The organism is Lysinibacillus sp. TE18511 (genome assembly GCF_054062295.1).
In genome coordinates this window covers 1-12,709 of the sequence record NZ_JBSSFD010000050.1, presented here as the reverse complement: position 1 = coordinate 12,709, position 12,709 = coordinate 1, and the positions used below count along the sequence as shown (strand labels likewise).

Here is a 12,709-nt window from a genome sequence, read left to right as displayed (position 1 = left end):
TAATAAGATATTATTAATACGAAACTCGAACGATGTAGAAAATCTATGTTAATTGCAGAATAATTATGATTGAAAGAGCAATGTTTTTTGGTTAGAATTATCTGAAAATAGGGAATAGAGTGATAGTGAATGTAATTAAGTAAAAATATAGGTAGGATGGGGCGATTAATCATGAGGAAAAAGCTATTAGAGTTAAAAGGTTTAAAGACAACCTTTTTTACAGATGATGGACAAATTCCTGCCGTAGATGATATTGATTTTTCTGTACATGAAGGGGAAATTTTAGGGATTGTAGGGGAATCAGGAAGCGGTAAAAGTGTCACCTCTTTATCTATTATGGGATTAATACCATCACCACCAGGAAAAATAACGGGTGGAGACATACTACTAGATGGAAAAAATCTCGCGACATTATCTGATAAACAAATGCAGAAAATTCGTGGAAAAGATGTGGCGATGATTTTTCAGGAGCCTATGACATCCTTAAATCCTTTATTTACTATTGGGGATCAGCTAAAAGAGGCGATTTTAATTCATAATCCGAAGTGGTCGAAAAAGAAAGCCTTTGCAAGGGCAATAGAAATTATGAAGCTTGTAGGTTTACCGCGTGCTGAGGAATTATTAAAAGATTATCCTCATCAATTATCAGGTGGAATGCGACAGCGGGTTATGATTGCGATGGCACTTGTCTGTGATCCGAAGGTATTAATTGCTGATGAACCGACTACTGCATTAGATGTTACGATTCAAGCTCAAATCTTGCAGCTTATGAAAGATTTAAATAAACGTTTAAATACAGCTGTGTTATTAATAACACATGATTTAGGTGTTGTAGCAGAAACATGCGAGCGTGTAATTGTCATGTATGCTGGTCAGATTGTAGAGGAGGCGCCTATTCAAGAGATCTTCGCTAATCCTAAGCATCCTTATACACAAGGACTTATTAAATCTGTACCTGATATGCGTTATAAAAAGGACAATCTTTACTCTATACCGGGCAGTGTACCAAAACCAGGAAGTGTTCAGGTAGGCTGTCGTTTTGCAGCGCGTTGCGAATTTGTGATGGATCGTTGTGTACAAGAAACACCACCTTTATATGAAGCAGCAGAGCAGCATAAATCCAGATGTTTTTTACTAGGGAAACAGGAGGTGGAGCAACGTGTCGAAAGTGTTATTGAAGGTTGATGGCTTAAAAAAGTATTTTCCGATTCGGAAAGGCATCCTTAATACACAGGTTGGCGATGTAAAGGCAGTGGATGATGTTTCCTTTGAAGTTTTTGAAGGGGAAACCTTAGGCATTGTAGGGGAGTCGGGATGTGGAAAATCAACTACTGGTCGACTCTTAATGCGATTACTTGAGCCAACAGAGGGAAAAATTGAATTTGCAGGCAAAATGATTTCAGAATTATCCAACAATGATATGCGTAAAGCGCGTAGAGATATTCAAATGATTTTCCAAGATCCTTATGCCTCTCTTAACCCGAGACATAATATTGGGAAAATATTAGAGGAGCCTCTTATTGTTCATGGAATAGGCAATGCAAAGGAACGGAAACAAAAAGTTTTAGAGCTTCTCGAAATCGTAGGGTTAAATGAATACCATGTGAAACGGTACCCACATCAATTTAGTGGTGGTCAAAGACAGCGTATTGGTATTGCCCGTGCACTTATGACGAATCCTCGTATGGTTATTGCGGACGAGCCTGTGTCTGCACTCGATGTATCAATACAGGCTCAGGTATTGAATTTATTGCAAAACTTACAAAAGGACTTAAAGTTAACTTATATTTTTATCTCCCATGATTTAGGAGTTGTACGCCATATTAGTAATCGTGTAGGTGTGATGTATTTAGGGAAGTTAGTAGAGCTTACGGCTAGTGAGGATTTATATGCTGAGCCACTTCACCCTTATACACAGGCACTGCTATCCTCGGTACCTGTTCCAGATCCTACGTTTGAACGTGAACAGCTCATTATTTCTGGAGATATTCCAAGTGCTTCAAATCCGCCAGGTGGTTGCACTTTCCATACGAGATGCCCTTTTAAAAAGGAAGAATGTTCTCAAGAAGTCCCAAAAATGCAAGAAGTGAAGCCGGGTCATTATGTTGCTTGCCATCTTTATCCCGCAATCCAACATTCAATGATATAAAAAAACTTAGGGGGAAAATCAATGAAGAAAAAGAAGCTTTGGACTCTGGGTGTAATGCTTATCCTTGTTCTCTCGACAATCTTAGCTGCTTGTGGTGGCTCAGATACTAAGGATACGGGTAGTAAAGATACTTCAACTGGTGGCGATACAGCTAGCAGTGGTGAACCAAAAATATTAGTCTATGGTCGTGGTGGAGATTCTGTCGCACTAGATCCTGCTGTTGTTACAGACGGAGAGTCCTTTACAGTTACAGCTAATATTTATGAAACACTAGTTAATTTCGGTGATAGAGATGTATCGATTCAACCAGGTTTAGCGAAATCATGGGAGCCGTCAGAAGATGGTTTAACATACACATTCAAGTTACAAGAAGGTGTAAAGTTCCATGATGGCACTGATTTCAATGCAGAAGCAGTTGTTAAAAATATTGAGCGTTGGAAGTCAGATACTGACAAATACCCTTATTTTAGTTCTCAATTTGTAGTGGGTGATAAGCAAGTTATTGAATCGGTAACTGCTGAAGACGATTATACTGTTGTATTCAAGCTTAGCCAACCACAAGCACCTTTCCTGAAAAATTTAGCAATGTCTCCTTTTGCAATTGCTTCTCCAACAGCTTTTGAAGCAAATGAAGAAGGATTATCTACAAATCCAGTAGGTACAGGTCCATTTAAATTTGTGAGCTGGGTACGCAATGATGCGATTACTATTGAAAAAAATTCAGATTACTATATTGATAGTGTACCAAAATTAGATAAAGTTATTTATCGTTCAATTCCAGATAACTCTGCACGATTAAATGATTTAACGGCAGGCAATATTGATATTGCAGATGGTCTAAGCCCGTCTGATAAAGCTTCAATCGAATCCAATGAACAATTACAATTAATCGAACGTCCATCTATGAATGTTGGTTATCTTGGATTAACGGTAACTCGTCCACCATTTGATAACGTGAAAGTTCGTCAAGCAGTAAACTATGCAATTGATAAACAAGCATTAGTAGATGCATTCTTTGAAGGCTTAGCGGAGCCAGCGAAAAATCCGATGCCTCCAGTAATCGCGGGCTACAACGATGAGGTTGAAGGTTATGAGTATAATCCAGAAAAAGCAAAAGCATTATTAGCTGAGGCTGGTTATGATGGAAAAGAAATTGAGCTATGGGCTATGCCAGTTCCACGTCCATACATGCCTGACGGTAAAAAAGTAGCGGAAGCTATTCAAAAGAACTTAGAGGATGTTGGCATAAAATCTAAAATTGTTTCTTTCGAATGGGCTACGTATTTAGAAAAAGCGCAAAACGGTGAAGCGGATGCGTTCTTACTTGGTTGGACAGGCGATAACGGAGATGCGGATAACTTCCTTTACACATTATTAGACGCTGACAATATTGGCTCTAACAACTATACGTTCTATGACAACAAAGAACTACACAAACTATTAGTGGCTGCACAAACTGAAATTGATGAGGACAAGCGTAATGAATATTACAAGCAAGCTCAAGAGATTATCTCTAAGGATGCTCCATGGGTTCCACTTGCTCACTCTACTCCAATTTTAGCTGCGAACACTAAAGTTACAAACTATATTGCACATCCAACAGGTTCTGACCGTTTAGATGCAGTAGATATGCAGTAGATAGTAGAATTCTATTTTAATAAGGATTTAGAAGAATCTGCTTGCTTTTCTGCGGGTAAGCCGTAGAAATCTCGCGGATTCTTTTTATATCCTAAATTTTTTCCTGTATGAAAGACCAATCATCTAAACATTAAAACTGTTTGGTGAAGGCTGACCCTTTCTACAGTATGCTTAAAAACTTCAATGCTTTTCATGCAAAAGTATATTATGAAAATAACAGAGGGGTGAAGAAGATGCTTCACTATATGGGAAGACGTGTATTTCAATTAATCCCAGTTTTGCTTGGAATGACTTTTATCGTCTTTATGTTAATTCGTGCAATCCCTGGTAACCCAGCGCAAGTAATTTTAGGGCAACAGGCAACGAAAGAGGCGGTCGAAGCATTAAACGCAAGTTTAGGATTAGATCAGCCATGGTATACGCAATATGTTAGTTATTTAGGTGGCATTTTTCAGGGGGATTTAGGGATATCACTACGAACTAAGTTACCTGTTTCAGAGGAAATAATTCCATATTTAGCAGCAACAGCTGAGCTCGCACTATTTGCAATGATTATCGCAGTGGTAGTTGGAGTGAATGCTGGAATTATTTCGGCATGGTTTCAAAACTCGTGGTTTGATTATGTAGCAATGGTTGTTGCTTTAGTTGGGGTGTCCGTGCCCGTTTTCTGGCTTGGTTTGATGGAACAGTGGGCCTTTAGTAATCAGCTTGGCTGGTTTCCTACGTCTGGACGAGAGGATGTACGAGATCCGATAACTTCCATTACTCATTTTTATTTACTGGATACGCTTATACAAGGACGCTTTGATCAATTTATTGAGGTTTTAAAGAGATTAGTATTGCCGGGGATGGCACTTGCGACAATTCCGATGGCGATTATCGCGAGGATCACTAGGTCGTCGATGCTTGAAGTCATGCGCTCTGACTATGTACGTACTGCACGAGCGAAGGGACAAAAAATGTTTATTGTAGTGTATAAACATGCTTTGAAAAATGCAGTTATTCCAGTGTTAACAGTAATCGGTTTGCAAACAGGCTTATTGCTTGGTGGTGCGATTTTAACAGAGACAATTTTCAGCTGGCCTGGAATTGGTCGTTATATTTATGATGCGATTGGCTTCCGAGATTATCCTGTTATTCAATCAGGTATTTTAGTAATTGCTTTTATTTTTATCATGATTAACTTGATTGTGGATTTACTGTATACAGTGATCGATCCACGGATTAAATACAAGTAGAGGGGAGATGCGATAATGACTGGAGCGATAAATATAAAAACAGAGGCAGCACCAAGTCGTGAACGTGCGTCAGGTCCTTGGAGAGAAGGCTGGCGTAGCTTTAAAAAGAGCAAAATTTCCCTAGTAGGTGCAGGCATTGTACTATTTTTCATTTTAATTGCTATGTTTGGTCCGATGATTGCTCCTGAAGGTATTAATGAACAAAATTTAACGAAGCGTTTATTAGCGCCGTCAAGTGAGCATTGGTTTGGCACTGATGACTTTGGGCGGGATATTTTGTCTAGAATCATACATGGCACTCGTATTTCTTTATCAGTAGGCTTTTTTTCTGTTATTCTTTCTGTTATTGTAGGTAGTTTACTTGGCATTATTGCGGGTTATTATGGAAGATGGATTGATACGATTATCTCGCGTATTTTCGATATTTTGTTAGCGTTCCCTAGTATTTTACTAGCTATTGCAGTAGTAGCAGTGCTTGGGCCATCATTACAAAATGCATTGATTGCTATTGCTATTATTAATGTACCGAACTTTGGACGCTTAATTCGTTCGAAAGTATTGAGTGTTAAAGAAGAGGAATATATCGTAGCAGCAAAGGCGATTGGAATGCGTGATTCACGAATCTTATTCTCGCATATTTTACCCAACTCAATGACGCCAATCATCGTACAAGGAACGCTAGCGATAGCGACAGCGATTATTGAAGCAGCAGCACTAGGATTCCTTGGATTAGGAGCTCAAGCACCATCACCAGAGTGGGGGAAAATGCTTGCGGATGCACGTATCTATTTATTAAAGGCACCGTGGACGATGATTTTCCCAGGCTTGGCTATTATGTTGACGGTTCTTGGATTTAATCTAATGGGGGATGGTCTGCGTGATGCACTTGATCCGAAAATGAAAAGTTAATAGAAAAGGGTGAAGAGATGGATATAATGCCACCCCTTCGCCCTTTTGTATGTTTTTTGATATTAAATAAATTCCTCTTCAAATTCCACATTGATTTCATGACCATGATGAGTTTGATAAGACACGATGAGCGTATCTAAATGCTCTAGGTTTTCTTCGTAATCTAAAATACGCGATAAAATATAAAGCAAGTGATAGCTCGAGAATTCTGTATCGCCTTCATCATGTGCATAAGTTATTTGTTTAATGAATATTTCCATTAACTCATTGCGCTGAACATAATCGATGTTTTTACTCCACTCTGAATGTTCGGGCTTTAATTTCCCAGTATATTTTAACAGTAGCTGCTCATGGTAAGTTAGCAGGAAATCAAGCCGCTCTTGAATCATTAGATGAAATTGTGTTGGTAGCTGTGCTAATTCGTTTTCATGATTATGAAGACGCTGAAGCAGCTCCAAGCTTTTCTTTGACGTTGTGATCATTTGGCGATAAACAACTAATTTACGTGCTTTTACATACTTTTTATTTTTTAAGTAATTACGCTCTTCCTTATAAAAATCATACAGTGTATCAACTCGTTGCATACGATTCTTAAATTTGCTTAATGCTTCTTTTGTAGACGTATGTTCAGATGCCTGACGTACAGCAAGTCTCGTCCAGCGAATTATATCATCCTGTAAAAAGTAAATTTTACGGAAAAGCTTTACTTCATATTTTGGTGGCAGGAAGAATAGGTTGACGACAAATGCTGCTAACACCCCAACTAAAATGGTAATAAAGCGAATAAAGCCAAATGTAAGGAAGTCATCTCCTTGAATCTCCATAATTGCTACAACTGTGACAAGTGCTAGAGACAACGATTTTTCAAGTTTAAATTTTAACATTAAGCCAATAGCAGTAATGACTGCAATGCCAACTGCTACTACATGGTGACCAAAAAGCAAGCCGAAAATGACCGCGATGGTAGCTCCGATAATATTGGCCTGTACTTGCTCAACGATCGTTTGATAGGAGCGATAAATAGATGGCTGAATCGCAAAGATAGCTGCAATCCCAGCAAAAACAGGTGAAGGTAACTCTAGCAACTCAGCAATAAATAGTGCGAACACAATGGCTACACCAGTTTTAAATACACGGGCACCTAATTTCATAGAAAATGGATGTCCTTTCTGTCTAAAATTTTAACTTCTTTATGCCGAGGCATAATTGATGCTTCTTTACATTATAGAAGGAAGTGTTCATAAAATACATAGATTTATATGTCATTTAAATGAAAAAGACGACTCTTAGGAGAGCCGCCTTTCATTTATAGTTGTAGTTAATCTAATACGCTGTTTTCGTCAACACTAAATTGCTCTATTCACGATGAGGCAAAAGTGCCCCTTTCAGCTTGAAAGCAACTGTTGAACAGACGTTTTTGCGCCTTTGTTACAATTGAGAAAATGCGTTATCTACTGCTTTAATTGTTTCAAGAATATCTGCTTCTGTATGCGCTATTGTTAGGAACCATGCCTCATATTTCGATGGAGCTAAATTAACGCCTTGTTCAAGCATTAATTTAAAGAAGCGACCAAAGATTTCGCCGTCTGAGTTTTCGGCCTGCTCATAGTTTTCTACGTTCACATCTGTAAAGTAAATTGTAAGAGCCCCTTTAAGACGATTAACAGTAATTGTTACATCATGTTTTTGCGCGGCAGCCAAGATGCCTTCCTCTAAAATGCCGCCAAGACGGTCCATTTCATCATAAATACCTGGCGTTTGTAATACTTCTAGGCAGGCAATACCAGCCTGCATGGATGCGGGGTTTCCAGCCATTGTACCTGCTTGATAGGCAGGACCAAGTGGAGCAACTGTATCCATAATTTCTTTGCGGCCACCATATGCACCGATTGGTAAACCACCGCCGATTACTTTACCAAGTGCAGTAAGGTCAGGTGTTAAGCCTAATAAGTTTTGAGCACCACCATAGTGGAAGCGGAATGCAGTAATCACTTCATCGTAAATTGTTAATGCGCCTTTTTCCTTGGCTGTTGCATGAACTAATTCTAGGAAGCCTGGGTTTGGTTCTACAATACCGAAGTTTCCAACGATAGGCTCTATTAAGATAGCGGCAATTTGATCGCCCCATTTATCCATAGCTTCTGTAAATGCTTCAGGATTATTAAATGGTACAGTAATTACTTCCTCTGCTGTTGAAGTTGTAACACCTGCTGAGTCTGGGGTACCTAAAGTTGCAGGACCAGAACCGGCCGCTACTAATACTAAGTCAAAGTGACCGTGATAACAGCCAGCAAATTTCATAACTTTTGTGCGACCAGTATAAGCACGCGCGACACGTATTGTTGTCATGACTGCTTCTGTACCAGAGTTATTAAAGCGTACTTTATCCATTGATGGAATTGCTTCTTTTAGCATTTTTGCAAAAGTAACCTCGTATTCAGTTGGAGTACCAAATAAAGTGCCGTTTTCAGCAGCGTTTGTAATTGCTTTTGCGATATGTGGATGACCGTGACCAGTAACGATAGGGCCGTAAGCTGCTAGATAGTCGATATAACGGTTGCCATCAACATCCCAAAAATAAGCACCTTTCCCACGGACCATGGCAACAGGTGAGCCTCCGCCAACTGCTTTATAAGAACGAGAAGGGCTATTTACACCACCAACGATATGCTGTAGCGCTTCTGCGTGTACTGCCTCAGATTTTGTGTGATTCATATATATTGCCTCCTAAATCTTTATACTTCATCTATTGTAGACCTATCAGTGCAAGAAATCCAAAGAAATTAAGGAATATGACTTGTTTTGTTTCTTAGAGTAAAATGAATCATACAGAGGAGGAGATTGATATGACTTTAATAGAAGGAAAAAAAGTACCAGATTTTTCCCTTGTGAATGAAAAAGGAGAAATTGTAAAGTTAGCGGATTGTAAGGGACAAAATGTTATTTTATATTTTTATCCTAAAGATATGACACCAGGCTGTACGACGGAGGCATGTGACTTCCGTGATAAGCATGAAGATTTTAGTCAATTAAATGCAGTTGTACTTGGCATTAGTCCTGACGATGCAAAAAAGCATACCAAATTTATAGATAAGCACGGATTACCATTTTCATTATTAGTGGATGAAGATCATGCAGTGGCAGAGGCGTATGGAGTATGGGTGCTGAAGAAAATGTATGGACGTGAATATATGGGGATAGAACGTTCAACATTTTTAATTGATATAGAAGGAAATTTGGTAAAGGCTTGGCGTAAAGTACGTGTGAAAAATCATATAGAAGAAGTATATACATATTTAACAGAATGGGAGGCAAAGCAATGAGAATATATTTTACATTTGAACCAAGACCAGACTTACGCGAACCACTGGTAGCACAATTTCCACAAGTTGATTTTATTTTTGAAAATGGTTTATCAAACGATGAGTTACAAAAAGCAGATGTGCTTGTAACATATGGTGAAGATTTAAATGATGAAAATATTCAGTATGCCACAAATCTTAAGTGGATTTTTGTAGCTTCAGCGGGAATAGAAAAAATGCCAGCTCAAGCCATTGTTGAACGAGGGATTTTAGTTTCAAATGTACGTGGCATTCATAAAACACCAATGGCAGAATCAATGCTTGCCCATATTTTAGCGATTAAGCGTGCACTGCCTTGGATGTATGAGCAGCAAAAGAAAAGCGAATGGTCAAAAAAAGCGAAACTAACCGAACTGCGTGATAGTACAGCACTTATTTTAGGGCCAGGAGCAATCGGCTCGGAAGTAGGTCGTTTATTGCAAGCTTTTGGTGTTACGACAATTGGCTGTAACCGTTCAGGGAAAGAAGCGGCTTATATGAATGACATGGTGAGCTTTGACCGATTAATCCAAGCTCTACCAAAAGCTGATATTGTCATTTCTGTATTACCTAAAACAGCAGAAACTACACATTTATTGAAAGAAAAACATTTTAAAGCGATGAAAAATGATGCTATATTTATGAATTTTGGTCGTGGAAACTTAGTAGAGGATAACGTTCTGGTTCATGCTATTCAATCAGGTGAAATTGGTTATGCTGTTTTAGATGTATTTGAACAAGAACCTTTAACTACTAATCATCCTTTATGGACTTTACCGAATGTTATTGTATCTCCACATATTTCAAGTCACTCATCCCGATATGTTGAACGTAGCTTAGAGATTTTTAAGCCAAGTTTAGAGAAGTGGTTACGTGGTGAAACAGATTTAGAAAATGTAATGGATTTATCAAGAGGCTATTGAAGCGGTATACGAATCGTTTTTTAGCATTTATCAATATATTGCAAAATGGGGCCAGTAATGTATTAAGCAATAGATATCGTATGTCCCTATATATTTAAATGTTATTGATTTAGAAAATGTACGAATGTTGACAGAAGTAAGTCTAATTCGATACACTATTTATAACTATTATAAAGTAATAATATTTATGAAAGAGGTGCATGACGATGTCTGCAACGCATTTACAGGATGCACTTGACACGTTAAAAACAACTGGTGTACGTATTACTCCTCAGCGTCATGCGATTTTAGAATATTTAATTCAATCTATGGCACATCCAACGGCGGATGAAATTTATAAAGCACTTGAAGGGAAATTCCCGAATATGAGTGTAGCGACTGTCTATAATAATCTTCGCGTATTCCGTGAAGTTGGTTTAGTGAAAGAACTAACATTTGGTGATGCTTCAAGTCGCTTTGATTTCATTACAAATGATCATTATCATATGATTTGTGAATGCTGTGGGAAAATAGTCGATTTCCATTACCCTGGTCTCGATGAAATTGAACATTTTGCATCACAAGTAACAGGCTATGATGTGCATTCGCATCGTTTAGAGATTTACGGTACTTGTCCATCGTGTAAAGATGAATCTGCAAAGGTGTAATGAAAAATCCTAGCTCTTATATAAGGGCTAGGATTTTTTTGGCTTATTATAAGATTGGTCGAACTCTTTTCCTTCTAGAGTTGGATCCAGCGTTAATGGTTCATTGCAGTACATACACATATCTACACGGCCTAATACTTTTGTGTGCTTATGGCAATTAGGACATTCTACTTGAACAGCTCGTGCTGAGAGAAGACCAATCCATGCATATACGACTGTACTACCAATAATACAAAGTACACCAAGGGACATGAAAATTAATACTAGAATAGGACTGTTTTTAAAGAAGATTCCCCCATACATAACTACAAAGCCGATAAAAATAAGTGCTAATGCGAATGAACGGATTTTATTAATTTTACTTTTGTAAGGTTTCATTTATCATCTTGCCTCCCAATCTAAAATCTACTATAACATATAAGAACAAAGTATTTTAGCTTTGGGAGTATAGAAAGAAGGAATACTTTTAGAGTATGTCGAAATTTTAACGAAATCGATTTCACCTTGGCGTAATTGTTGCTGTCGCTGCGCTTTCGCACAGAAAACATTTGCCGCTATCGCTTTCGCTGCAGACAAACTATGCGTAAGGAATTTGAAAATCCGTGACATCCGCTGAATGAAGATAAAAGGTTATAAGCAAATAGAGGAGGGCTGAACATGGAGCAAGTTTTACGTCCGATATACCAGGAACGTGCAAGTCAGTCGAATACATTAGGCGTTATTTTAGTGGAAAAACGTGAGGAACAAAGTAATGTTACAGATACTTTTGATACAATCTTACTTATTATTGTAAAAGAAGCGGAAAAGCCAGTCTTTACGAAACATTACGTATATGAAGGGAATAAAGTAGCTTTACATACTGTTAGTGAGAAAATAATACGAAAATGGTTACTAATTGGCTCAAATAAAAAAGTGGTCGATTGGATTTTCTTTGGTAGAGTATTATTTGATCGTAATGAATTTCTTCATAAATTAAAAATTGAATTACAGGAATTTCCGTTTAGCGGTCGTAAAATTAAAACGGGTATTCAATTCTCAAAATTAATTCGACGTTACTTAGAAGGGAAAGAGTACTTTGATAAGGGTAGTTATCTTGATGCTTATAATCATGTAGTAGATTCGTTACATCATTTAGGGCGTTTATCCATTATTGATAGTGGACTTTATCCGGAAGTAACTGTTTGGGCACAAGTGAAAAAAATCGAGCCGGCGATTTATAAGTTATATGAGGAGCTTGTAACGAGTAATGAGCCGATTGAAAAACGATTAGAGTTATTGTTTTTAGCAAGTGAGTTTTTAATACATTCTCGTACTCGAGACGGCGCTCAACATATTTTAGAAGTAATGCAAGCAAAAGAAAGTTGGACGATTCAGGAATTGCACGACCATGGTGAGCTTATGAATTATTCAGTGGATTTAGAAGTGTTTATAGAATATTTAGTGGATAAAGGCTATATTCAAATTGAACCTATCGTTGCGAAAAGCGAAATGATATTCCACCGTCATTATAAGGTAAATAAAGAAGCTCTAGAAATGGAGCAAGGACTGTAGTATGCTAAATATCGAGGTATAAAAAAATACCTCGATATTTTTTTGAAAAAGTTGTTGACGACTAATATATCGATATTGTATTATATTAATTGTCGCTAAGACATAACAAAATAACTCAACGAAATGAAGAAAAAACTTTTTTAAAAAAGTTGTTGACATGATTTGAGTGAGATGTTAATATAAAGAAGTCGCCGAAAACGAGCGATGAAAAATGAACTTTGAAAACTGAACAAGCAAAACGTAATCAATAAAGTTTTTAGTAGCTAACCTTGAGTTAGTGAACGAAACAAAATTTTGGACATCAAACATGATG

At 37.7% G+C, this 12,709-nt stretch carries 13 protein-coding genes; 9 read left to right on the top strand and 4 right to left on the bottom strand.

Translation table 11 applies throughout. The annotated features are described in order from the left end of the window. Positions 1–171: 171 nt before the first annotated feature. From ACVWXS_RS23060 to nikC, 5 genes are all read left to right on the top strand, one after another. Entirely contained in the window at positions 172–1,185 is a 1,014-nt protein-coding gene (locus tag ACVWXS_RS23060; protein ID WP_402988305.1) for an ABC transporter ATP-binding protein, read from the top strand. Further along, the gene (locus ACVWXS_RS23055; RefSeq protein ID WP_423490366.1) at positions 1,160–2,149 is read left to right on the top strand and encodes an ABC transporter ATP-binding protein; all 990 of its coding nucleotides are present in this window, start codon (positions 1,160–1,162) and stop codon (positions 2,147–2,149) included. The genes ACVWXS_RS23060 and ACVWXS_RS23055 overlap by 26 nt, the downstream gene beginning before the upstream one ends. A gap of 21 nt (positions 2,150–2,170) precedes the next feature. Beyond that, positions 2,171–3,787, top strand: coding sequence for an ABC transporter substrate-binding protein (locus ACVWXS_RS23050; protein ID WP_456960317.1), 1,617 nt, complete (start codon positions 2,171–2,173; stop codon positions 3,785–3,787). A gap of 233 nt (positions 3,788–4,020) precedes the next feature. Beyond that, positions 4,021–5,025 carry an ABC transporter permease gene (locus ACVWXS_RS23045; RefSeq protein ID WP_368638238.1) on the top strand — a complete coding sequence of 335 codons (1,005 nt, stop codon included), beginning with the start codon at positions 4,021–4,023 and terminating at the stop codon, positions 5,023–5,025. A 15-nt stretch (positions 5,026–5,040) separates the two neighbouring features. Continuing rightward, entirely contained in the window at positions 5,041–5,934 is an 894-nt protein-coding gene (gene nikC, locus ACVWXS_RS23040; protein WP_374965252.1) for a nickel transporter permease, read from the top strand. A 62-nt stretch (positions 5,935–5,996) separates the two neighbouring features. On the opposite strand, the gene ACVWXS_RS23035 is transcribed toward nikC, so the two are convergent. Continuing rightward, entirely contained in the window at positions 5,997–7,085 is a 1,089-nt protein-coding gene (locus ACVWXS_RS23035; RefSeq protein WP_423490362.1) for an FUSC family protein, read from the bottom strand. Positions 7,086–7,362: 277 nt separating this feature from the next. Beyond that, the gene (locus ACVWXS_RS23030; RefSeq protein ID WP_456960316.1) at positions 7,363–8,649 is read right to left on the bottom strand and encodes a glutamate-1-semialdehyde 2,1-aminomutase; all 1,287 of its coding nucleotides are present in this window, start codon (positions 8,647–8,649) and stop codon (positions 7,363–7,365) included. Between the two features lie 131 nt (positions 8,650–8,780). On the opposite strand from ACVWXS_RS23030, the gene bcp reads away from it, so the two are divergent. The 3 genes from bcp to perR all read left to right on the top strand — a co-directional run bounded on the left by bcp (position 8,781) and on the right by perR (position 10,845). After that, positions 8,781–9,257: a thioredoxin-dependent thiol peroxidase gene (gene bcp / locus ACVWXS_RS23025; protein WP_456960315.1), complete on the top strand. Its 477-nt coding sequence runs from the start codon at positions 8,781–8,783 to the stop codon at positions 9,255–9,257. Beyond that, on the top strand, positions 9,254–10,198 hold the full coding sequence (locus ACVWXS_RS23020) for a D-2-hydroxyacid dehydrogenase (protein ID WP_456960314.1): 945 nt from the start codon (positions 9,254–9,256) through the stop codon (positions 10,196–10,198). Before bcp ends, ACVWXS_RS23020 begins: the two co-directional genes overlap by 4 nt. Before the next feature lie 206 nt (positions 10,199–10,404). Further along, complete coding sequence (gene perR / locus ACVWXS_RS23015) at positions 10,405–10,845, top strand: peroxide-responsive transcriptional repressor PerR (protein ID WP_068986619.1); 441 nt, start codon at positions 10,405–10,407, stop codon at positions 10,843–10,845. A 27-nt stretch (positions 10,846–10,872) separates the two neighbouring features. Here the strand turns inward: perR and ACVWXS_RS23010 are convergent, their stop codons facing one another. Then, positions 10,873–11,223, bottom strand: coding sequence for a YgzB family protein (locus ACVWXS_RS23010; RefSeq protein ID WP_068986618.1), 351 nt, complete (start codon positions 11,221–11,223; stop codon positions 10,873–10,875). A gap of 30 nt (positions 11,224–11,253) precedes the next feature. Continuing rightward, a complete protein-coding gene (locus ACVWXS_RS23005; protein ID WP_456960313.1) occupies positions 11,254–11,421 on the bottom strand; it encodes a hypothetical protein in 168 nt (55 codons plus the stop codon). Positions 11,422–11,502: 81 nt separating this feature from the next. Here ACVWXS_RS23005 and ACVWXS_RS23000 point away from each other — a divergent pair, with 81 nt between their 5' ends. Then, a complete protein-coding gene (locus ACVWXS_RS23000; protein ID WP_456960312.1) occupies positions 11,503–12,396 on the top strand; it encodes a nucleotidyltransferase-like protein in 894 nt (297 codons plus the stop codon). Positions 12,397–12,709 lie beyond the last annotated feature (313 nt).